Raw genomic sequence first — 21,923 nt, forward strand, 5'->3', positions numbered from 1 at the left:
GCACCCCATGGGTGAGGTGAACGCGGAGACGCCGGTGAGCGGCCCCGGCGACGGGCAGCACCTGACAGGCGTGTCGATCGAGCGGGGTGGCGGGCAGCTCGGTGTGGCCGATCTGCTGGCCCTGGTCCGGCCGACGGCCCCGGCCACGGCCACGGCTCCCTCCCCTCCCCCTGTCCCGGCCGGTACGGCGGGAGATGTGGAGCGACTGGCCGAGGCCATCTCCGCCGTGGCCTCCCGGTTCCTGCCGGACGGCGCGATGGGCCCCGAGACCGACTTCTTCGACGCCGGAGGGACGTCGGTCGACGCGGTCGAACTCGTCGCCGCGCTGGCCCGCGAGCTCGGCGTGGAGGTCGGTCTCGACGACGTCTTCGCCGATGCCAGGCCCCGCCGCCTCGCCGAGCGCCGGCTCGCGGCCGAGGGAACCCGGCCGGCGCCGAGCCCGTCGACCACCACCCACGCCCCCGCCCTCGCTCCCGCCGCGCGTGCCGTGCCGGCGGGCGCCGCCGACGAGGATCTCGGGCTGATCCTCGCCGACCTCGCCCGCGCCGACGGGCTGCCGTGGGCCGGCCCGCCGGAGGCCGTCGTTCCGCGCACGATCCTGCTGACCGGGGCGACCGGCTTCCTGGGCAGCCACATGCTCCTCGATCTGCTGCGGTACAGCGACGCGCACGTGCTGTGCCTGGTGCGCGCGGCGGACGAGGAGGAGGGGATGAAGCGGCTCGGCGCCGCCCTGGCCACGTACGCCCTGCCCTGGTCCTCCGAGGTACGACGGCGGGTCACGGTCCTCCCCGGCGACATCCGGCAGCCGCGGCTGGGGCTCTCGGAGGAGCGCTGGAGCGCGCTGGCGCACGAGGTGGACTCGGTCGTCGGCGTGGCCGCGGCGGTGGACTTCCTGCGCGGCTACCCGTCGCTGCGGCAGAGCAACGTGATGGGTCCGCTGACGCTGGCGGAGCTCGCGGCGACCGGACGGCCGAAGCCGCTGCACCACATCTCGTCGGTCGCGGTCTTCAACGAGGTCGGCATCTCCTCCATGGGCGAGGACGACCCCGTCGCGCACATCGACCGGCTGGTCGCCGGCTACGACAAGTCGAAGTGGGCCGCCGAGGCGCTGCTGCGGCGGGCCCGTGACCACGGGCTGGTCGTCACGGTGCTGCGCCCCGGAGGCATCGCCGGGCACACCCGGACGGGCGCCTACAACGCCCAGGACCTCAGCAGCGGTCTGACCTCGGCGATCGCCCGCTTCCGTCGGGTGCCCGCGTTCCGCCACCTGAACAGCGCCCCGGTGGACTGGGTGAGCCGGGTGGCGGTGGGCGTGGTCCTGGAACCCGGCGCCTGGGGCTACAACTACCACCTGACGGGCAGGCCCAACACGCTGCCGGACCTGGTGCGCGAGCTGGCGCTCGGCGGCATGAACGTCCGCGTGCAGGAGTGGGAGGAGTGGCGGGCCGACACGGTGGCGCGGTTGAAGGCCGATCCGGTGCCCGAACTGGACTTCCTGGCCCGGGTGCTGGAGAGCCCGACGGCCGTGAAGCTGTGCGAGGCGACGCTGAAGGGACCGGCGTGCACCAGCGAGCGCACGGACGCCTTCGTCGCCGCGCTGGGGCTGCCGCCCGCGACCCGTTACGACGCTCAGGCGCAGCTGAAGACCTTCGAGAAGCTGGCGCGGGACGGGCTCGGCCGCCTGCCCGAGCAGGCCGATCCGCCGTACCTGTGGTTCCCCGAGACGCTGGAGGGCGCCCTCGGGGCGGTCGGCGGGCCCGCCGACAGCGCGTGCGCGCTGAAGCTGACCCTGTCGATCGCGAGCATGTACCAGCTCCAGCGGGAGCGCAGGGTCGACATCCGGGGCGAACTCTCCTGCGCCCTGCTGCATCCCGAACCGCTCGTGGTCGAGAGGGGCGACCTGTGGGTCCGCCCCCAGGAGGGGATCCCGGAGGCGCACGGTCTGCGCCACACGCTGCTGCGCTACCGGCTGCGGCTGCGCGACCGCGACGGCCGGGAGTGGTGGCTGGAGGGCCGGAAGTACGCCCGCGCGCGCCGGGACCTGTGGCGGCAGACGCGCACGCTGAGCGTCGCGCTCGGGCGTGAGGGCGAGCCGGCGTGCCTGGAGGGCGAGGTCGTCGTGCCCGGCGACAGCTACGTACGCGAACAGGTCGACGGCATCCGGGTCGATCCGCGCCTGTCCGCTCAGGAGAAGCGGGCCGCCAAGCTGACCTGGCTCGCCTGGTTCGGCATGGAGGTGGGCCGTGGCCTGCTCGGCCCGTTCGCCCGCGTCGGCGCGGACCTCCTCGACCTGCGCCGGACCCCGGCACCGACCCCGACCCCGAGGGAGCGCGACCGATGACCCCGCGAGCCACGACCCGGCGGACACCGGCTCAGCGAGCGCTGGCTCAGCTGGCGCTGGCCCGGCGGGCGACCACGACCCTGCGCCCGCTGCACGCCCGCCTCGACGGGGCGACCGTCGAGGAGATCCCCTTCCGGGCCGGGGACGGCACCCGGATCGGCCTGAGCAGGGTCTCCCGGGGCCACGGCGACCGGCCCGCGGTGCTGCTCCTGCACGGTCACACGGCCTCCTCGGACATGTTCGTGCAGCCCGAGACCCGCAACCTGGTCGAGGTGCTGCTGGACGAGGGCTACGAACCGTGGCTGCTGGACTGGCGGGGGAGCTGCCGCCTGCCGTACAACGCGACCGGGCGCACGTACACGTACGACGACGTCTCCCTGTACGACATCCCGGAGGCGGTGGCGCACATCCGGCGGCGGATCGGCGATCGGCCGCTGTTCGCCGTCGCGCACTGCATGGGCGCGGTCACGCTGTCGATGAGCATGGCGGCGGGCCTGGTGCCGGGGCTGGCCGGGGTGGTGGCGCAGGGCGCCTTCCTGACGCCCAGGTTCGCGGGCACGACGTCGCTGCGGATGGCCCTGGGCGGCGAGCTGCTCCGGTCCCGCGTCGACCACATCCCGGTGGACTTCCGCGAGGTCGGGCTCTGGTCGAAGTACACCCCCCTGTTCGCCCTGGCGTCCAGGAAGGCGGGCTGCCCCGACCCCACCTGCCAGATCCTGCACAACTCCGCCTGGGGGATGGGCGCTTCGCTGTACGTGCACGAGCACCTGTCCGCTGCCACGCACGGCCGGCTGGCGGAGCTGTTCGGGCCCGCGCCCACGTGGATCGTGCCGCACCTGCGGCGGATCGACCTGGCGCGCAGCGTCGTGCGCTGGCACCACGGCGACGACCGTTACGCGGCGCTGCCGGAGAACGCCCTGGACCAGGCCGGCCGGATCGACTGCCCGGTGCTGCTCATGTCCGGCAGCGAGAACAGGACGTGGATGGACTCGCAGAAGCTCTGCCACGAGGTCCTCACCGCCCGGCAGCCCCAACTCGACGTCCGGTACGCCGAGATCCCCGGCTACGGGCACGCGGACACGTTCATCGGCCGGGCCGCCGCGCTGGACGTCTTCGGCCACATCCTGGACTTCCTGGGCGAACAGCGGTGAAGGGGGCCGCCGCGCGGGCGGCCGTGAGTACGCGATCCAGAGGCGGGTTCGACCATGGAGGCAACAGACGTGACGGAAACGACAAGAACGACAGGAACGACGGCGACAGAGGCGACAGAAGCGGCGGGGGCGCGTAGCGGGGCGGAGATACCCCGGCTCGCGGGCGTGCCCGTGCTCGGCTCGCTCTTCGACATGAAGTCGGACTCGCTCGGCACGTATCTGCGCGCGATGCGCGCGCACGGCGACGTCGTGCGGATCACCGCGGGGCCGCCCGGGCTGCGCGCCGACATGCACTGCGTGTTCTCCGCGGCGGGTGCCCACCAGGTGCTCGGGTCGGAGGCGGCCAACTTCCGCAAGGACAACCACTTCTACCAGGAGATCCGGGACTCCTTCGGCAACGGCCTGCTGACCAGCCAGGACGAGGACTACCTGCGCCAACGGCGGCTGGTGCAGCCGCTGTTCACCAAGCGGCGGGTGGACGGGTACGCGGGCGCGGTCGTCACCGAGACGGAGGCGACCCTCGCCTCCTGGGAGCAGGCGCCGGACGGGGTGGTCGAGCTCTCCGACGAGATGATGCGGCTCGCGCTGCGCGCGGTCGCCCGGATCCTCTTCGGCGCCGACGTGGAGGCGACCATCGACGTCGTCGACCGGTGCTTCCCGGTGATCACCGAGTACACGATGCGCCGCGGCTACTCCCCCGTGACCATCCCGCGCGACTGGCCCACCCCGGGCAACCGGCGGGCGGCCGCTGCGGTGAACGAGCTGTACGGGGTGTGCGACGCGATCGTCGCCGAGCGGCGCGGCGGGACGGCTCCCCAGGGGGACGACCTGCTGTCGCTGCTCGCCGCCGCGACGAACGCGGAGGACGGCGAGCTCGACGCCACCGAACTGCGCGACCAGATGCTGATCTTCCTGCTCGCCGGGCACGAGTCGACCGCCACCTCGCTCGCGTTCGCCCTGCATCTGCTGGCCTGCCACCCCGAGATCCAGTCCCGGGCCCGGGAGGAGATCACGCGCGTCCTGGGTGACCGGACGCCCGAGGCGGCCGACCTGGACCGCCTGCCGTACCTGATGCGGGTGCTCAAGGAGGCCATGCGCCTCTACCCGGCGGCTCCCGTCACCGGCCGGCGCGCGGTCGCCGCGAGCGAGGTCGACGGCCACGTCATCCCGGCGGGCGCGGACGTGATGCTGGCCCCGTGGGTCACGCACCGGCACCCGCGCTACTGGCCGGACCCGGAGCGCTTCGACCCCGACCGGTTCACCCCGGAGGCGGAGGCGACCCGCCCGCGCTACGCCTACTTCCCCTTCGGCGGGGGCCCGCGCGCCTGCATCGGGCAGCACTTCTCGATGCTGGAGTCGGTGATCGCGCTGGCGATGATCCTGCGGGCCTACGAGTTCGAGGCCGTGGACACCGAGCTCACGGTCGCCGCCGGCATCAGCCTGCGCATCTCCGGCACGGCGCGCTGCCGGATCCGCCGCGCGGGCTCCTGACGGAACGGGCGGCCGCCGTCGTGACCGGCGGCCGCCCGCCTCGCTAGAAGAGGCCCCCGCGTTCTCCGGGCCTGCGGCCGCGTTCGTCGGAGGCCGGTGCGGGGGTGTCGCCGTAGGTGTAGGCGGTGCGGATGTGCCCGTCGCGGGCGTGGACGACGACCTGTGCGGGGGTGTGCTCCTTGGCGTGCCGCCGTGCGGAGTCGATCGCGTCCTGCTGGGTACGGTGCGGTTCGTGCAGCAGCCGGCGGCCTTCCCGGCCCTCGACCTGCCACTTCACGCCCGCGGCAGCCGCCCGGTCGCCGGACGGTGCGACGTGGTAGACGGTCCGTTTCGCTGCCATGATCCTTCTCCTCGCGTTACGTCTCAGGCCCGGGACTCGCACGTGATGCGGGCGCAGTGGGTGACCACCGAGGTGAGGCTGCCGTGGGTGCGGCGGAGCTCGCGCTGGACGCGCGCTCCGTTGCCCCGTTCCAGCAGCAGGGCGATGCCTTCGCGGACCCGTTCGTCGTCGCCGCTCTCGACCAGGGCCTCCCGGACGTGGGCGTACAGCGCCTGGACGACCTCCGCCGCCGGTGCGCCCCGCATGGTCGCGGGGTGGAGGAGGGGGCCGTCCAGGCCGGACCGGCCGGCCCGCCAGGCCGCGAGGCGCAGCAGGTCCGTGCCGACGCGGGAGGGCGGTTCCCCGGCGCGCCAGGCCCGGGCGGCGGTCTCGACGAGGGCGCGTACCAGGGCGGCGAGGAGGACGGGCGTCGACGCTTCGAGGCACACGTCCGCCACTCTGACCTCCACCGTGGGGTAGGTGGCCGAGAGGCGGGCGTCGAAGTAGATCATTCCCTTGTCGCGCAGGACGCCGGTGTCGAGCATGGCGCGGACCTGCTCGTGGTAGCGGTCGGCGGAGCCGAAGACGTCCATCGGTCCGGCCGAGGGCAGCCTGTTCCACACCCGGCTGCGGTAGCTCGCGTACTTGCTGTCCTGTCCCTGCCAGAAGGGCGAGTTCGCGCTCATCGCGGTCAGGACGGCGAGCCAGGGCCGGATCCTGTCCAGTACGGCCACTCCTTCCTCGTCCGACTCGACCGCGACGTGGACGTGGCAGCCGCAGGTGAGCTGTTCCTGCGCGGTCAGGCCGAACTGTTCACCCAGCCAGGCGTACCGCCGGCCCGCGTTCAGCGAGGGCCGGGCGGGGAGGGGCGAGGTGGCGAGGGCGGCCACGAGGGCGCCCGCGGAGGCGGCGTGCCGGCCGGCCTCGGCGCGGCACCGGGTGATCTCGTCCGCGAGTGCGCCCATCTCCGTCACCGGTGCGGTGGCGAACTCCACCTGTTGCTTTTGCAGTTCCTTCTCGAAGGCGTGACGCGGGGTGCCGTCGCCCCGCGGCCGCTGCCGTGCGCACCGGTCCGCGGCCGCGAGGACGGCACTGGCCAGAGCCAGGGGCTCCCCACTGCGGGCATGCACGAGAAGCAGCTCCTCTTCCACGCCCACACTTCTCATGCGGTGACCGCCCGGCCGTCCACTGTCAGCTCTTGAAGACGTCCTTCATCTTCTCCTTGGCCTGGCGGGCGTGCCCCTTGGCCTTCTCGCCACGCCCCTCGGCGGTCATGCTCTCGTTGCCCACCGCACGACCTGTCGTCTCCTTGAGCTTGCCCTTGGCCTGCTCGGCCTTGGCGCGGCTCTTTTCCTTACCCGACATTACCGACCACTCCCTCGAATCAGATAACACGGTACATATCGCTTCTGACCGTCATCCGGACCGCTAAACCCCCGGAAGCCCTCCGGCGGCGAACGGGCTGGAGGCGAGGCGGGCCAGCAGGTCGGCCGGGTCGCGGTAGACGGCGGTGGCGCCGGCCTCTTCCAGGTCGGCCCGGGGGATGCCGCCGCAGAGGAGGCCGACGGCGGTCACCCGGGCGCGAGTGGCGGCCTCCATGTCCCACACGGTGTCGCCGACGAAGACGGCTCGCTCGGGTGCCACCTGGGCCAGCCGGAGGGCGTTCCGGACGGGTTCCGGCGCGGGTTTGCCCTCCTCCACGTCATCGGCGGTCGTCGTCTCGGCGATGGCGTCGTCGGCGTCGATGGCCCGGCGCAGGGCCGAGAGTTCGCGGTCCCGCGCCGAGGTGACGAGGACGACCCGCCAGCCGCCGGCGGCCAGGGTGCGCAGCAGGTCGGCGACGGACGCCAGGGCGGGCAGGCGGTCGAACCAGGTGGCGTACAGGGAGTCGTGCGCGGCGCCGAGGCGGTCGTCCTCTTCGTGGTCGTGGTCGTCTCCGAGGAGGTGGTCGAGCAGATCCTCGCCGGGAAGGCCGATCGCCCGGTGGACGGAGTGCATCGGCACCTGGTGCCCGGACTGGCGCAGCGCCTCCCACCACGCCACCACGTGGAGGTAGTTGGTGTCGGTGAGGGTGCCGTCGATGTCGAAGAGCGCGGCGCGGTCCATGGCCGCCCTCCTCACAGTTCCCGCAGGGCGGGGAGGAGTTCGGCGCGCGCCCAGTGGAGGAAGGGCTCCTGCTGGTCGCCGCCGATCTGGATGAGGGCGATCTCGGTGAACCCCGCGTCGTGGAACGGGCGTACCGCCTCGACGAACGTCTGGACGTCTTTTCCGCAGGGGATGGCGTCCGCCACGTCCTCGGGCCGGATGTGCGCCGAAGCCTGGGCGAAGGCGGCGGGTCCGGGGAGTTCCGCGTTCACCGGCCAGCCGCCGAGGGCCCAGCGGAACTGGTCGTGCGCCCGCGCGACGGCCGCGTCGCGGTCGGGGTCGTAACAGACGGGCAGCTGGCCGATGCGCGGCTTGCCCGCCCCGCCATGCCGGTCGAACGCCTCCAGCGGCTCCCGGCGGGGTTCGGTGGCGATCAGCAGGTCCCCGTACCGGCCGGCGAGGCGGCAGGAGCGCTCGCCGGAGGCCGCGATGCCGATCGGCGGGGGATCCTCGGGGAGGTCCCAGAGGCGGGCGTTGTCGACGGCGAAGTGAGGGCCCCGGTGACTGACCGTGTCGCCCGCCAGCAGGGCACGGATGATGCCCGTGGCCTCTTCGAGCATCGCCAGGCGCACCGGGGCCGCGGGCCAACCGGTGCCGACGACGTGCTCGTTGAGGTTCTCGCCCGAGCCGAGGCCGAGCCGGAAGCGGCCCCCGGACAGGATCTGCATCGTCGCGGCCTTCTGGGCGATCACTACCGGGTGGTACCGGAAGGTCGGGCAGGTCACGAAGGTCATGAGCGGCAGCGTGGACGTGGCCTGCGCGGCGGCGCCGAGCACGCTCCACGCGTACGGCGCGTGCCCTTGCGACTCCAGCCAGGGAAACGAGTGGTCGGAGATGACGGAGAAGTCGAAACCCGCCCTCTCGGCGCCCACCGCGTGGGCGACCAGTTCGCGGGGACCGGCCTGTTCGGTCATCATCGTGTATCCGAAAAGCGCCATATCCACCACCTTGCCACGCCTTCCCGCACCCGGCCCGGCGCGCGGACGCGCCGCACAAGCGGACGAGGTGCCTTCGCGCCACAATGGAGCGAGGAGTTTTCGTCTCCTCCCGCACCCACGCCCCCAGAGATCCGGAGGCCCCCTGGTGCCCCCTACGGCTCTCGGCTTCGCCACGCTTCCCGGACGGCTCATCGCCCTGCCCGGCGTCTACCGCCCGGGAACCGACACCTGGCTGCTCGCGGAGGCCCTGTCCCAGGAGCGGGTGGACGCCGACACCGACGTCCTGGACATCGGCACCGGAACGGGTGCCCTCGCGCTGTCCGCCGCACGGACCGGAGCCCGGGTCGAAGCCGTCGACGTCTCGTGGCCCGCCGTCGTCGCGGCCGGTCTGAACGCCTTCCGGCAGCGGCTGCCCCTCAGAGTGATGCACGGCGACTTCGCGGCCCGCACCCGCGGCCGGCGCTTCGACGTCGTCCTCACCAACCCGCCGTACGTGCCCTCGGCGCGCGCCCGGCCGCCGTCGCACGGGGCCGCCCGCGCCTGGGACGCCGGACCCGACGGGCGGAGCGTCATCGACCGCGTCTGCGCGTGCGCGCCGGACCTGCTGCGGCCCGGAGGCGTCCTGCTGATGGTGCACTCCGGGATGTGCGGCCCGCCGGCCACCGTGGCCCGTCTGGAGGCGGGCGGGCTGACCGCCGAGGTGACGGCGCGCGCCTCCGTCCCGTGGGGCCCGGTCCTGCGGGCGCGGCGGGCCTGGCTGCGCGCGCAGGGCCTGGCGGGCGACGGCGACGCCAACGGCGACGAGCGCGAGGAACTGGTGATCATCCGTGCCGCGCACCCCTGACCGTACGCCGCCGGGCGCCCTCCCCCCGGCGCCCGCCGAAGCACCCACCCCCTCCGCGACCCCGCCGGTCCCCTCGCGGCCCGCCCGCCGGATGACCGTCGATCCGCAGGGCCCGATCCTGGTCGAGGGCCCCGTGGAGATCGTGCTGCCCGACGGGACCCTCGCCCGGTCCGACCGGTTCGTGGTCGCGGTCTGCACGTGCCGCCGCAGCCGGACGTACCCCTGGTGCGACACCAGCCACCGGTCCCGCGGGCGAGCCGCCGCGCGCACCGAGGACAGGAGCCCCCGATGACCCCTCCCCCTCCCGGCCCGACCGCCCCGGAGACCACCACCGGACCCCGCCTCGTCGCGGCGCGGGGCGACCTGTCGGGCGCCGTGGAACGGGCGCTGCGGAGCGACCGGCCACCCGCGTACACCGAGGCCAGCGTCCGCAGGGCGGACCCCTGGGGAGACGACCTCCAGCTCGCCCTCTACCTGCTGTACGAACTCCACTACCGGGGCTTCGAGGGCGTCGGCGACGACCGCGAGTGGGACCCGGACCTGCTGCGCCTGCGGCGGGAGTCGGAGAACCTCTTCCTCCACGCGCTGCGCACCGCGCTCCCCGACGCGCCCCGGTCCGTCGAGGACGCCTTCGCCCCGCTGCTCGTCGAACAGGCGGATCCGGCCGACAGCGTCAGCCACTACCTGGAGACCGAGGGCGAGCTGTGGCAGCTGCGCGAGTACGCCGCCCTGCGCTCCCTCTACCACCTCAAGGAGGCGGACCCGCACGTCTGGGTCGTCCCCCGGCTGACCGGCCGGGCCAAGGCCGCGATGGCCGCCGTCGAGTACGACGAGTTCGGCGCCGGTCGGGCCGACCGCGTCCACGCGCGGCTCTACGCGGAGCTCATGACCGACCTCGGCCTGGATCCGGCCTACGGCCACTATCTGGACCACGCCCCCGCCCCGCTGCTCGCCACCGTCAACCTCATGTCCCTCCTCGGGCTCCACCGGGCCCTGCGCGGGGCGCTCGTCGGCCACTTCGCCTGCGTCGAGATCACCTCCCCGCCCGGCGCCCGGAGACTCGCCGCGGCGATGCGGCGCTGCGGCGCGGGGCCCGCCGCCGAGCGCTTCTACACCGAGCACGTGGAAGCGGACGCCGTCCACGAACAGGTCGTACGCCGTGAGGTCGTCGGCGGTCTCCTCGATGCCGAACCCGCGCTGGAGCCGGACATCGCCTTCGGGTGCGCGGCCACCGTCCTCCTGGAGGACCGGCTCGGCGCCCACCTCCGCGCGGCGTGGTCGGCCGGGCACTCGGCGCTCCGGAGCCCCCTGGACCCGCCCCCGCCCACTCCCCCGCGGCCTGAGGAGTGACCGTGGCCGACCTCGACGGCTTCACCGGCGTGCTCGACTACCCGATGTACGCCGTCACCGCGGCGGCGGACGGCGAGCGGGGCGGCTGCCTGGTGGGCTTCGCGTCCCAGTGCTCGATCGACCCGCCCCGCTTCATGGTGTGGCTCTCCGTCGCCAACCGCACGTACCGCGTCGCCCGCCATGCCTCCCACCTCGCCGTGCACGCCCTGCGACCCGACCAGCAGCAGGTCGCCGAGCTGTTCGGCGGGCGGACCGGCGACGACATCGACAAGTTCGAGAGGGTGGCCTGGCGGCCGGGAGCGGGCGGAGCACCGGTACTGGACGACGCCTGCGCGTGGCTCGTCGGCCGGGTCCAGGGACGCGTCGACGGGGGCGACCACGTCGGCTTCCTGCTCGCCCGACGCGTCGACGGGGGCGACCACGTCGGCTTCCTGCTCGCCCCCGTCGCCCAGAGCCCGCCCGGCCCGGTGAGGCCGCCACTGCTCCGGTTCAGCGACGTAGCGGACCTCTCGGCGGGGCACGCGGCCGACGACCGCCCCACCTGACGCGTCGGCCTGGAGGTCTGCCCGTCTGGCGGTCAGAACGCGTTGCGGCGCCGCAACCGCATCGGGCGGCCGTCCGGGTCCACCAGAACCCTGTGCAGAGGCGCCGCCAGCATCCGCTGCGTACCGGACAGGTCCGGCGGTGTGTACCGGCGCAGGCGGCCCGCCGGGCGGGGGCCGGTGCGGCCGGACTCGTGCCAGGCGTCGAGCGCGGCGGCGGCCTCGGCGAAGGCGCCGAACGCGGACGCGGGGTCGCACAGCGCGGTGCCCCGCCCGTCCAGGTGCTCACGCATCAGGCCCAGGCGCAGCTCTCGGGCGAAGACGCGCGCCCCGTCGCCGAGTCCTCCGGGGTCGGTCGGCTGCCGCGGGTCCAGGCTCTCGTCGACGACAGCGCAGCTGAGTTCGGAGTCGTGGGTCCACGAGCGGAGGTTGATGTTGTCGGAGCCCACGGAGGCCCACACGTCGTCGATCACGCACACCTTGGCGTGGACGTACACGGGGGTCCCGGCGTGGTTCTCCAGGCCGTAGACCGCGACCCGGTCGCCGCCCGCGCGGCGCAGCTCGTCCAGGGCCGTGATCCTCCCGACCAGGTTCATGGGCCGGGTGATCCGGCCGTCCTGGTCTGGGATCGTGGGGATGACGCCGATCATCAGCAGGCGCGGGTGTCTGGCGAGGGCGCGGGCGAAGCAGGCGACCACCCTGGGTGACCACAGGTACTGGTCCTCGACGTAGATCAGGGCGCGGGCCCGGATCAGCGCCTTGAGGTATCCCCGCGCGATGCTCCGTTCCCCGTCGGGGGCGAAGGGATAGCCGCGCAGGAGCCGGTTCGGGTACGTCCGCAGCAGTTGCACGGTGTGCGTGCCGCGCGGCTCGGGGTCGGAGGTCTGGGGCGGCAGGTGGTCCGCGACGGTGTCCTCCCGGTGCATCAGCGCGCGCAGGCGGGTGGCGGGGCTGCGGCTGAGCGGGGCGGGGTCCTCCCAGCGTTCGCGGAACACGGCCTCGACGTCGCCGACGACCGGGCCGCGCAGGGCGAGCTGCACATCGTGCCAGGGCGGGTGCGGTCCGTAGGCGGCGGCCAGGGGCAGGGACTGGCGGTCGCCGGAGTGGCCGGCGTCGTCGTTGCGGTTCCGGCAGAGGTCGATGCCGCCGACGTACGCGACGTCCAGCTCGGGGCGGCCGGCGTGCCGCAGCACCACCAGCTTCTGGTGGTGCGAGCCTCCGGGCCGGACCCGCATGTCGAGCAGGCACTCGCCGCCCGCCTCCTCGATCTCGGCGCCGAGGCGGCGGTTCTCCTCCTCGCTGAACCGGAGACCGTCCAGGTGGGAGCGCCACAGCAGCCCCTTCACGACGACGTGGCGCAGGGCCGCCTCCCGCAGCACCGTGCCGATCTCGGTGCCCGGGCCGCCGAGCCGCTCGTCGCGGTCGCCGCGCCAGTCGGTGAACAGGACCAGGTCTCCGGCGCGCAGGCCGCGAATGCCCTCCAGAAGTTCCTGGAAGTACGTGGAGCCGTGCACCAGGGCGCGTGCCTGATTCCCCTCGGACCAGGCGTTCCCGTCCTGGTGGCGGGTGTCCAGGCGAGTGGCGGGGTTGCCGCGTTCGCCGGGCGTCAGAAGCCACTCCGCGCGTGTCACGTCGTCGGCCCTCCAAGCACCCCCTCGTCGGCACCCTCACCTTTCAGCCTCCCACTCCGGGGCGGTTCGCGTCTCAGGTCTCCTCCTCCATGCCGATGGCCTCCTCCAGGGAGTCGTACACCTCGCCGGTCGTCCGTTGGCGTTCCTCCAGGAGCGCCATCGCGATCGCGTCGAGCTTGCGCTGGATGGCGCGCTCCGCCCGCCGCTCGGCGTTCTTGAGGAGGGCCAGGAGCAGCAGGGTCACCGACACCATGGTGTCGGCGACGAGAATCTGCCAGCTGACTGGCAGCCCCGCCGCGTGGACCGCGATGAAGGCGACGACGAGCAGCAGACAGAACGAGAAGAACAAGGGGGAGCTCGTCAGGTTCGACGCCCGCTCCGCGAGGCGCTCGAACGCGCCTCGTCCTTTGCTTCCCCGTTCGGAAGGATGCTCCAGGGTCATACTCCGTGGTACCGCAGGGGGGCCCGGACCGCACCTCGCCGGAGCGGTCAGGACGCCGGACCGGGCGCCCCCTCGCCGGAGGAGGAGCCGAGGTACGCCTCCCGTACCGCCGGGTGGGCGTGGACCTCGGCCGGTGTCCCCTCGGTGAGGACCCGGCCGAGGTCGAGCACCACGACGCGCGAGCACAGCTCCATCACGAAGGCCACGTTGTGCTCGACGAGCAGCACCGCGCAGTGCTCCTCCTCGGCCGTTCGGCGGATGACGGCGGCGAGCCGCCGGCGCTCCTCGGCCGTCGTCCCGGACGCGGGTTCGTCCAGGAGGAGGACCCGGGGCGGGTCGGCGAGCGCGCGGGCCAGCTCGACCATGCGGGCCTGTCCGACGGGCAGGCCCCCCGCGTACGTGCCGGCGAGCGCGTCGACTCCGCACGCGTGGAGCACGGCGGCGGCCCGCTCCTGGTGGCGGCGCGCCCCGGGCCGGAGTCCGCCCCGCCAGTCCTGGGCGACGACGAGGTTGTCCGCGACGGTCAACTGGCCGAAGAGCTGCTGGCGTTGGAAGGTGCGCCGGATGCCGTGCCGGGCGCGCCAGGCCGGGGGCCGGCGGGTGATGTCCGTGCCGTCGTACGCGATCGCTCCCGCGTCCGGCCGCCGCATCCCCGACAGCACGTCGAAGAGCGTCGTCTTGCCCGCGCCGTTCGGCCCGATGAGGCCGCAGATCTCTCCGGGGCGTACGGAGACGGTCACGCCGCGCAGGGCGTGGACGCCGCCGAAGCGGACGTCGATCCCGCTCGCGTGGAGCAGTGGGTCGCTCATGGGCGGGCTCCCGTCCCCAGGTACGCCTCGGCGAGGCGGTCGCGGTCCACGGCGGACCGGGGTCCTGACCAGGCGATCTCGCCCTGGGCGAGGTACGCGACGGTGTCGGCGATGCCGAGCGCCTCGGCCGCCTTCTCCTCGACGAGGACCAGCGCGGTGCCGCGTCCGCGCAGTTCGGTCAGGAGGTGGAAGACCTCGTCCACGACGCGCGGGGCGAGCCCGAGGGACGGCTCGTCGGCGACCAGGACGGCCGGTGGCCGCTGGAGGAGCGGGGCGAGGGCGAGGAGCTGCTGCTCGCCGCCCGACAGGGAGCCGGCGACGACGGTGCGGCGGGCGGCGAGCGCGGGGAACCGCGTGTACACGGCATCGCGGTCCTCGGCTTCCGTCAGCTGAAGGGCCAGGTTCTCCTCGATGGTGAGCCCGGCGAAGATCCCCCGGCCCTCGGGGGCCAGCCGGACCCCGCGCCGCGCGCGGGCGACCGCCGCGTCGCGGGTGGCGTCCTCCCCGCGTACCCGTACGAGCCCCTCGGCCGGGCGCAGCAGGCCCGCCGCCACCCGGCAGAGCGTCGACTTCCCGGCCCCGTTGGGCCCGAGCAGCACCAGCGCCTCGCCGCCGCGCACCACGAGATCCACGCCGCGCAGGACGGAAGCGCCACCGTATCCGGCGTGTACGCCGCTGAGTTCGAGCGCGGCGACGACGCCGCCCGGCGCGCTGGCCGTTGCGGGCACGGCGCCGCCCGTTTCGCTGCCCGCTGCGGGCACGGCGTCGCCTGATCCGCTGCCCCTTGCGGTCGCGGCTTCGCCCGGTCCACTGCCCGTTCCCGAGGCGAGGCCCGGGGCGGCGCCGCCGCCGTCCGGATCCGCCGAAGGCCGTGGTGGCGGAACCGCCCCCGGCGGGGCGGGCCGGAGCGGCGTGGTGGCCCGGGTCTTCGCCGCTTCCGCGGCCCCGCGCCGGGCCGCTCGTCTCGACGGCAGTGCGGCGCAGTAGCCGTCGGGGTCGTTGGCGAGGGCGAGGCCGGCCAGGCCGAAGAGGATCACCGGCAGGTGGGCGGACTCCGTCACGTACTCCGTCATCAGATGAGGGACGACCGCGAAGACCAGTCCGGCGACGACCGCGAACTGCGGTCTGCGGACGCCCGCCGCGACGACGACCGCCAGCCACACCAGGCCCGTCATCGCCGTGAAGTCGGTGGCCGTGATGCGGGTGTTGTACGAGGCGTAGAGCACGCCTCCGAGGCCCGCGAGGCCCGCCGACACCGTGAAGAGCAGGAGTTTCGTGCGTACCACGGACACGCCCGAGGCCGCGGCGGCGTCGGGGGCCGAGCGGACCGCCAGCATGGCGCGGCCCCAGCGGGAGCCGCGCAGCCAGGTCAGCGCGGCGACGGCCACGGCGCTGAGCAGGACGAGGGCGAGGCCCAGGGCCCGGTCGTCGCCGAGGTCCACGGGGCCGGCGACGGGTCGCGGGATCTCCCATCCGGTGTCGCCGTTGCGCAGCCAGCCGATCTGGAAGAGGACCTGGTCCGCGAGGAAGGCGAGGGCCAGGGTGGCCAGGGCCAGTGATCGGCCGCCGAGCCGCAGGGCGGGGAGCGCGACCACCGCGCCGAGCAGGGCCGCCGCCGCCGTGCCGACCGCCGCGGCGGCGACGAAGGGCCAGCCGTGGCTCATCAGCAGTCCCGCGACGAGGGCCGCGCCGGTCACGAAGGTCGCCTGGGCGAGGGACACCATCGCGCCGAGGCCGGTGACGACGGTGAACGACATGAAGACGAGCCCGATGGCGAGTCCTTGGGCGAGGATCCCGCTCCAGAAGGGTGTGGTGACCGTGTAGAACGCCGCGCCGAGCAGGACGCCCGCCACCACCCACGCGCCCCAGCGGCGGCCCCATCCCTGTCCGGCGAGGTAGTCGACCGGGGGCGGGTCCGCGGCGGCCGTGCCCGCCGCGCGCTGCCGCCGCACCAGGATCACGAGCCCGGCGAAGAGGATGAGGAAGGGGACGGCGGTACGGAATCCGGTGATGTCGTCGGTGAACGACGCGTACCCCGCCACCAGGTTTTGCAGCACCCCGAGCCCGAGGCCGCCCGCGAAGGCGAGCGGCACCGACAGGAACCGGCCGAGGACCGCGGCGGTGGCCGAGACGAACAGGAACAGCGTGTAGTCGTGCGCGGAGAGCCCGAGGAGCGGGGTCGCCAGGACACCGGCGAGGCCCGCGAGGCCGGACGACAGCATCCAGGCGATCGAGGACAGCCGGTCCGCGCTGATGCCCCGCAGTTCGGTGAGCGTGCGGTCGTCGACGGCCGCCCGCAGGCGCAGGCCGAGCCGGGTGTGCCGCATGAGGACCCACAAGGCGGCCGCCGCGAGGGCGGTGGCGATCCAGGTGATCAGCTGGTCGGAGTCGATGCCGACGCCGTCCAGCGGCTGCCAGGACACGGCGGGGCTGGGCCCGACGCCCGGCAGGCCGAACTGGTTCTCGGCGGGCTGGACGGGGGCGCCGGCCCGCTCCAGGAGCTCGACCAGCCACAGTCCGGCCGCGGGCAGCGCGACCAGCAGGCCGATGGTGGCGACGATCTGCGCCGTCTCCCCGACCCTGGCCAGCTTTCTGAACATCAGCCGGTCCAGGGCCCAGCCGAGGCCGGGCGCCACCACGAACACCAGGAGCAGGGCGGTGGGGACGGCCGGCCAGCCGAAGCCGGAGTGGAGCTCGTAGAACGCCAGGGCGCACAGGTAGGCGGTGGCGCCGTGCGCGAAGTTGAAGAGGCCGGAGGCGGAGTAGGAGAGGACGAGGCCGGTCGCGAGCAGCGCGTACAGCGCGCCCGAGACCAGCCCGCTCAGGACGAAGCCCAGCAGGTCACCCACGTGACGTGCCTCCTCAGCCGAAGGGGATCGGCGGGTAGCACTTGAAGGGCACCGCCACCTCGTACCGGCCGTCCTTCAGCCGGACGAGCGCCCCGCAGCCGAAGCTCTCCTTCTTGCCCTTGGGCAGGGCGCGGTCGCCCACGAGGGTGCCGGTGTCGGAGAAGCCGTCGGCGGCCTTCTGGAAGGACTCGACGGTGAGGTCCTTGCCGGCCTTCGCGGCGATGGAGAGGAAGAGGTCGGCGCTCATGTACCCGGTGAGCATGTGCATGTTCAGGGGGACTTCCTGGCCGCCGGCGGCCTTCTTGACGTCCTCCTTGAACTGGCGCATGGCGGGGGTGTCCGCCTCGAAGGGCTGGAACTGGAGCAGGACGTGCACGCCGTCGAGGGCCTGCTTCGTCGCGTCCTTGGCGAGCAGCCCGGGGTCGTAGTCCGTCGGGTCGGAGATGAGCCCCCGGTAGCCGGAGCGCTTGAGCGCGGTGAACAGGCCGATGTTGTACGGGGTCTGCATCACGGAGATCACGGCGTCGGGCGCTCCGCCGGCGGGGCCGGAGCGGAGGATCTCCTTGGTGTACGCCGACCAGTCGCTGGGCATCGAGGTCGCGGGCACCACGGCCTTGGCGTACGCGACCTGGAAGCCGGCGGCCTTGAAGCCCTGGGTGAAGGTGCGGATGCCGAACTTTCCGGCGTCGTTGTCGCCCGCGATGAGGGCGACGGACTTGCCTTGGGCGCCGCCGAGGACGGAGGCGAGGCTCTCGGGCCAGGTCTGGTTGAGGGTGCCGCCGGGCATCGGGACGAGGCAGCCGTTGAAGCCGTAGATGTGGGCCGGTCCGCAGAACGAGGGGAGCGTGCCCCAGCCGACCGTCGGGACCTTCTGGGCGTCGAGGAAGTCGGCGCCCGCGAAGGTGACGGAGCTCATCGGGGAGACGGCGAACACCTGCTCCTGCTGGACGAGTTTGCGGGCCGCGGCCAGGTTCCTGGACGGGTCCTGGCCGTCGTCCTCGGCCCCCAGGTACTCGATCTTCCGCCCGTTGATCCCGCCCTCGGCGTTGGCGCGGTCGTAGCGGGCGCGGGCGCCGAGGTCGGTGTCCTTCTTGGAGTAGCCGCTGGCGGTCGTCATGGAGACGATGCCGCCGACCTTGATCGTGTCGGCGGTGACTCCGCGTACGGAGGACGGGCTGCTGCCGCCGGTGGAGGCGGAGTTGCAGGCGGTGACGAGGAGCAGGGTCAACGCGGCGGCGAGGACGCGCAAGGGTCGGGGCACGGGCGATCCCTCCATCGGGTGACCGCATTCTGTGACTGACCTGATGAACCGTCAATAACTGACGCATCGTCAATTCCTGTATGCGCGGGGACGGGTAGCCGGGTGGTATGGACCTGACAAGGCCGGCCCGCTAGCGTGTCGAGCGCACCTCTTGAGAGCGCTCTCAGCGTTTGGCTCCCCCACACCTGGAGGTCCCGTGAAACGCACCACCCCCCTGCGTACGCCCCCTCTGCGCGCCGCCGTCGCCGCCCTGCTCCTGACGGTCGGCCTGGGCGCCGCTCACGCCGGCGCGGCGGGCGCCGCCCCGCTTCCGGGGCCCGCAGCTGTGCCGTCCGCCTCGGCCGGACTGCTGGACGCGATGAGCCGGGACCTCGGGCTCACCCCGGCCCGGGCCGAGGAGCGGCTGCGCGCGGAGAAGGCCGCCGCCGAGGTGGAGAGGACTGCCCGGGAGCGTACCGGCGCCGCCTACGGCGGTTCGTGGTTCGACCCGGCGAGCGGCCGGCTCGTCGTCGCCGTGACCGACCGCGCCGAGGAGGCGGAGGTACGGTCCCTCGGCGCCGACACCCGGCTGGTGCGGCACAGCGCCGCCGCGCTGGACCGCGCCAAGGCCCGCCTGGACGGCCTGCGCGCACCCGCGGGGGTGGCCGGCTGGCACGTCGACCCGAAGGCGAACAGCGTCGTGGTCGACGTCGTCCGCGCCGAGCGGCAGCACCCCGCCGTCCGCGCCTTCGTGGACCGGGCCGTGGCCGGCGGGCTCGTCACCGTCGCCGAGACGGACCAGGCTCCCCGTACGTACGCGGCGGGCACCGTCGGCGGCGACCCGTACTACACCGGCAACGTCCGCTGCTCGATCGGCTTCTCCGTGCACGGCGGCTTCGTGACGGCCGGGCACTGCGGGCGGGCCGGCGCGGCGGTGCGCGGCTGGGACGGCTCCGCGATGGGCACCTTCCAGGGCTCGTCGTTCCCCGGCGACGACTACGCGTACGTCTCGATCCACAGCGGCTGGTGGACCGTGCCCGTGGTCCTCGGCTGGGGCGCCATCCCCGACCGGCTGGTACGCGGCTCGGCCGAGGCACCGGTGGGCGCCTCGATCTGCCGCTCCGGCTCGACCACGCACTGGCGCTGCGGCACGGTCCTGGCCAAGAACGAGACGGTCAACTACAGCCAGGGCGCCGTCCACCAGATGACCAGGACGAGCGTCTGTGCCGAGGGCGGCGACTCCGGCGGCTCGTTCATCAGCGGCGACCAGGCCCAGGGCGTCACCTCCGGCGGCTGGGGCAACTGCTCCTCCGGCGGCGAGACGTGGTTCCAGCCGGTCAACGAGATCCTCACCCGCTACGGCCTCCGGCTCCACACCGCCTGACCCCGGAACGCCGAACGGGTCCTTCCGGGCGCCACCGCCCGGAAGGACCCGCCGCGCCGACAGGCAGCCGGCGCCCCTAGTCCCGCTGGGACGGGCCGAAGGGGGGCGGGTTCACGTCCTCACCGGCGGGGCCGAGGTCGCCCTCGGTCCACGCCGGGTCGTAGGCGCAGGGCACGCTGGCGCCGCCGGAGAAGTACTCCCGGTCCGCGTACCAGGTGAAGGACATCCGCTCGTCGCCGCCGTCCCGCTGGACGAACAGGGACCAGTCCCGGCCCTGCTCGCCCTCGCGGTAGGAGGAGATCTTCCAGCCGTCGTCCTTGAGGGCCTGGTGCAGACGGCGGAGGCCGGGGACGGCCTGGCTCTCCGGCACGCGGTCCAGCGCCCACTTGTGGCTCATCGAGTAGGCGCCGTCGATGGTCTCGTCCTCCAGCCCCAGCAGGCCCCCGTCGTAGCAGAAGCTGGAGCCGAGGGTGTTCTGCGTGCTGACGCCGATGTCCTCGACTCCGGGTGCGATGGTCCGCTCGAAGCCCAGGACCTCGTACGCCTTCTGGGAACGCTGGAGGGCCCGGTCCGCCATCTCCTCGGGTGCGACGCGGGGGAAGTCGGTCGACCCCCACGAGCCCCACGCGAGGACGCCGACCAGGGCGAGGACGCCGACGAGCGCGGCGCCGCCGCATCCCAGGGCGCCGAGGAGGCAGGAGGAGGCCCTGGAGCGGGGCGCGTCGGGCGTGGTGGTGCTGGGCACGTTCTCGTCGGGCATGCGAGGACCGTACGCGGTCGGGGCCGCCCGGCGGATGGGTGCGATCACCGGGTGGGGAGTGAGTACGCGTACTCACTCCCCACTCCGTCAGGTGGGCGTGTGGGCGATCTTGTGCGTGGTGGTGCCGTCCTCGTCCGGGGACTCCGGCTCGGCGGGCTGCTCGGGAGCGGGCGGGGTGCGGACCAGCAGCGCGATCAGCACGGCGACGGCGCCGATCACGGCGCCGACGCCGAATCCCCAGCGGATGCCGGTGGCCAGCGCGCCGGTCGCGTCGGCCCCGTCGGCCGCCGCCGAGACGGCCTGTCCCGACATGACGCTGATGACGAGGGCGGTGCCGGCGGCGGCCGCGACCTGCTGGAGCGAGCCGAGGATGGCGGAGCCATGGGGGTAGAGGTGCGGCGGCAGGACGGACAGGCCGGAGGTGAAGACGGGGGTGAAGACGAAGGCCATGCCGGCGCTCAGGGCCACGTGGAGGACGAGCACCAGCCACGGCGAGGTGTCCTCGCCCGCGAAGGCGAACAGCGCGAGGCACAGCGCGGTCAGCGCGGCTCCGGGGACGACCAGGCGAGGCGCGCCGATGCGGTCGTAGAGCTTGCCGACCTGCGGCCCGAGGAGGCCCATGGTCAGACCGCCGGGGATCAGCAGGAGCCCGGTCTGCAACGAGGTCAGGCCGCACACCTCCTGCAAATAGATCGGCAGCAGGATGAACGCGCCCATGAGAGCCATGAAGGACAGGCACATCAGGCCAAGCGCTACGGAGAAGTGACGGAAGGTCAGCGCGCGCAGATCCAGCAGGGGCGTCGAGGAGCGCTGGAGGAAGAGCTGCCGCCAGACGAACAGGCCGACCAGCACGGCACCGGCCAGCGTCGTGGCCGCCGGGGGCACGGCGGCCCGCGCCGCGTCCTCGGCGCCAAGCTCGCTCAGGCCGTAGACCAGCGCGCCGAAGCCCGCCGCCGCGAGGGGGACGGACAGCCAGTCGATCGGTCCGGCCTGCGGCTCGCCGATGTCGACCAGCTTGAGCCGGCCGAAGACGGCCATGGCAGCGGCGATGGGCAGCACGGCGAGGAACAGCAGCCGCCAGGACCCGAGCTCCAGCAGCACGCCGGAGACGGCGGGGCCGAGGGCGGGCGCGACGGAGATGACGAGGGTGATGTTGCCCATGACACGGCCCCGGTCGTGCGGGGGCACCAGCGTCATCAGCGTCGTCATGAGCAGCGGCATCATGACGGCGGTGCCGCTCGCCTGGATGACGCGGGCGGCCAGCAGCACGGAGTAGACGGGCGCGGCGGCGGCCAGGGCCGTACCGGCGAGGAACAGGGCCATGGCGAGGCTGAAGGCGGTCCGGGTCGTCACACGCTGGAGGAACCATCCCGTCACGGGGATGACGACGGCCATGGTGAGCATGAAGGCCGTGGACAGCCAGCCCGCGGCGGCCGCGGTGACCTCGAACTCGCGCATGAGGCGCGGGATCGCGTTGACCATGATCGTCTCGTTGAGGAGGACGACGAACGTGGACAGCACGAGGATCCGCAGCACGGCGGTGACGCGTGCGGGCGAGAGGGTGGGCGTTACGAGCGGTGCGTGCATGGCGCCTTCCGTGAGGTGAGTGTCCTCCGCAGGTGGCAGGTCACATCGTCAGACCGGGGCGCAGGGAAGAACTCATCGGTGTCCCCCGATCCTGTCGGTA

General features: G+C 73.7%; 20 protein-coding genes. 8 read left to right on the forward strand and 12 right to left on the reverse strand.

Annotated features, from left to right (window positions below; translation table 11 throughout):
* The first annotated feature begins 7 nt into the window (after positions 1-7).
* From ACFXMG_RS12040 to ACFXMG_RS12050, 3 genes are all read left to right on the forward strand, one after another.
* Positions 8-2,341: a thioester reductase domain-containing protein gene (locus ACFXMG_RS12040; protein ID WP_383821964.1), complete on the forward strand. Its 2,334-nt coding sequence runs from the start codon at positions 8-10 to the stop codon at positions 2,339-2,341.
* Positions 2,338-3,492 carry an alpha/beta hydrolase gene (locus tag ACFXMG_RS12045; protein ID WP_383821962.1) on the forward strand — a complete coding sequence of 385 codons (1,155 nt, stop codon included), beginning with the start codon at positions 2,338-2,340 and terminating at the stop codon, positions 3,490-3,492. Before ACFXMG_RS12040 ends, ACFXMG_RS12045 begins: the two co-directional genes overlap by 4 nt.
* A 165-nt stretch (positions 3,493-3,657) precedes the next feature.
* The gene (locus tag ACFXMG_RS12050) at positions 3,658-4,983 is read left to right on the forward strand and encodes a cytochrome P450 (RefSeq protein WP_383821959.1); all 1,326 of its coding nucleotides are present in this window, start codon (positions 3,658-3,660) and stop codon (positions 4,981-4,983) included.
* Between the two features lie 43 nt (positions 4,984-5,026).
* Here the strand turns inward: ACFXMG_RS12050 and ACFXMG_RS12055 are convergent, their stop codons facing one another.
* The 5 genes from ACFXMG_RS12055 to ACFXMG_RS12075 form a co-directional block, all read right to left on the reverse strand.
* Complete coding sequence (locus ACFXMG_RS12055; RefSeq protein ID WP_383821956.1) at positions 5,027-5,323, reverse strand: DUF2188 domain-containing protein; 297 nt, start codon at positions 5,321-5,323, stop codon at positions 5,027-5,029.
* 23 nt (positions 5,324-5,346) lie between these two features.
* A complete protein-coding gene (locus tag ACFXMG_RS12060) occupies positions 5,347-6,468 on the reverse strand; it encodes a glutamate--cysteine ligase (RefSeq protein WP_383821953.1) in 1,122 nt (373 codons plus the stop codon).
* Between the two features lie 25 nt (positions 6,469-6,493).
* A complete protein-coding gene (locus tag ACFXMG_RS12065; RefSeq protein ID WP_383821950.1) occupies positions 6,494-6,667 on the reverse strand; it encodes a CsbD family protein in 174 nt (57 codons plus the stop codon).
* A 63-nt stretch (positions 6,668-6,730) separates the two neighbouring features.
* Positions 6,731-7,408, reverse strand: coding sequence for an HAD family hydrolase (locus tag ACFXMG_RS12070; RefSeq protein WP_383821947.1), 678 nt, complete (start codon positions 7,406-7,408; stop codon positions 6,731-6,733).
* 11 nt (positions 7,409-7,419) lie between these two features.
* A complete protein-coding gene (locus ACFXMG_RS12075; protein ID WP_383821944.1) occupies positions 7,420-8,385 on the reverse strand; it encodes an LLM class F420-dependent oxidoreductase in 966 nt (321 codons plus the stop codon).
* A gap of 142 nt (positions 8,386-8,527) precedes the next feature.
* Between ACFXMG_RS12075 and ACFXMG_RS12080 the strand changes: the two genes are divergently transcribed.
* From ACFXMG_RS12080 to ACFXMG_RS12095, 4 genes are read left to right on the forward strand one after another with little or no spacing between them, the layout of a single operon-like run.
* Positions 8,528-9,229 (forward strand): HemK2/MTQ2 family protein methyltransferase, encoded by a 702-nt coding sequence (locus ACFXMG_RS12080; protein ID WP_383821993.1) that lies wholly within the window; start codon positions 8,528-8,530, stop codon positions 9,227-9,229.
* On the forward strand, positions 9,213-9,521 hold the full coding sequence (locus tag ACFXMG_RS12085; RefSeq protein ID WP_383821941.1) for a CDGSH iron-sulfur domain-containing protein: 309 nt from the start codon (positions 9,213-9,215) through the stop codon (positions 9,519-9,521). The genes ACFXMG_RS12080 and ACFXMG_RS12085 overlap by 17 nt, the downstream gene beginning before the upstream one ends.
* A complete protein-coding gene (locus ACFXMG_RS12090; protein ID WP_383821938.1) occupies positions 9,518-10,579 on the forward strand; it encodes an iron-containing redox enzyme family protein in 1,062 nt (353 codons plus the stop codon). Before ACFXMG_RS12085 ends, ACFXMG_RS12090 begins: the two co-directional genes overlap by 4 nt.
* Positions 10,580-10,581: 2 nt before the next feature.
* On the forward strand, positions 10,582-11,124 hold the full coding sequence (locus tag ACFXMG_RS12095) for a flavin reductase family protein (RefSeq protein WP_383821935.1): 543 nt from the start codon (positions 10,582-10,584) through the stop codon (positions 11,122-11,124).
* A 32-nt stretch (positions 11,125-11,156) separates the two neighbouring features.
* On the opposite strand, the gene ACFXMG_RS12100 is transcribed toward ACFXMG_RS12095, so the two are convergent.
* From ACFXMG_RS12100 to ACFXMG_RS12120, 5 genes are all read right to left on the reverse strand, one after another.
* Entirely contained in the window at positions 11,157-12,752 is a 1,596-nt protein-coding gene (locus ACFXMG_RS12100; RefSeq protein ID WP_383821932.1) for a phospholipase D family protein, read from the reverse strand.
* A gap of 73 nt (positions 12,753-12,825) precedes the next feature.
* Positions 12,826-13,194 (reverse strand): low affinity iron permease family protein, encoded by a 369-nt coding sequence (locus ACFXMG_RS12105; RefSeq protein ID WP_383821929.1) that lies wholly within the window; start codon positions 13,192-13,194, stop codon positions 12,826-12,828.
* A gap of 47 nt (positions 13,195-13,241) precedes the next feature.
* Positions 13,242-14,003: an ABC transporter ATP-binding protein gene (locus tag ACFXMG_RS12110; protein WP_383821926.1), complete on the reverse strand. Its 762-nt coding sequence runs from the start codon at positions 14,001-14,003 to the stop codon at positions 13,242-13,244.
* Positions 14,000-16,852 (reverse strand): ATP-binding cassette domain-containing protein, encoded by a 2,853-nt coding sequence (locus ACFXMG_RS12115; protein WP_383821923.1) that lies wholly within the window; start codon positions 16,850-16,852, stop codon positions 14,000-14,002. The genes ACFXMG_RS12110 and ACFXMG_RS12115 overlap by 4 nt, the downstream gene beginning before the upstream one ends.
* A 13-nt stretch (positions 16,853-16,865) precedes the next feature.
* Positions 16,866-18,113, reverse strand: coding sequence for an ABC transporter substrate-binding protein (locus tag ACFXMG_RS12120; RefSeq protein ID WP_383821920.1), 1,248 nt, complete (start codon positions 18,111-18,113; stop codon positions 16,866-16,868).
* A 196-nt stretch (positions 18,114-18,309) separates the two neighbouring features.
* Here ACFXMG_RS12120 and ACFXMG_RS12125 point away from each other — a divergent pair, with 196 nt between their 5' ends.
* Positions 18,310-19,476, forward strand: coding sequence for a S1 family peptidase (locus ACFXMG_RS12125; RefSeq protein ID WP_383821917.1), 1,167 nt, complete (start codon positions 18,310-18,312; stop codon positions 19,474-19,476).
* Between the two features lie 76 nt (positions 19,477-19,552).
* On the opposite strand, the gene ACFXMG_RS12130 is transcribed toward ACFXMG_RS12125, so the two are convergent.
* Positions 19,553-20,236 carry a hypothetical protein gene (locus tag ACFXMG_RS12130; RefSeq protein ID WP_383821914.1) on the reverse strand — a complete coding sequence of 228 codons (684 nt, stop codon included), beginning with the start codon at positions 20,234-20,236 and terminating at the stop codon, positions 19,553-19,555.
* Between the two features lie 87 nt (positions 20,237-20,323).
* On the reverse strand, positions 20,324-21,823 hold the full coding sequence (locus ACFXMG_RS12135; protein WP_383821911.1) for a DHA2 family efflux MFS transporter permease subunit: 1,500 nt from the start codon (positions 21,821-21,823) through the stop codon (positions 20,324-20,326).
* Positions 21,824-21,923 lie beyond the last annotated feature (100 nt).

This window comes from Streptomyces sp. NPDC059201 (assembly GCF_042754585.1).
Taxonomy (GTDB): Bacteria; Actinomycetota; Actinomycetes; order Streptomycetales; family Streptomycetaceae; genus Streptomyces.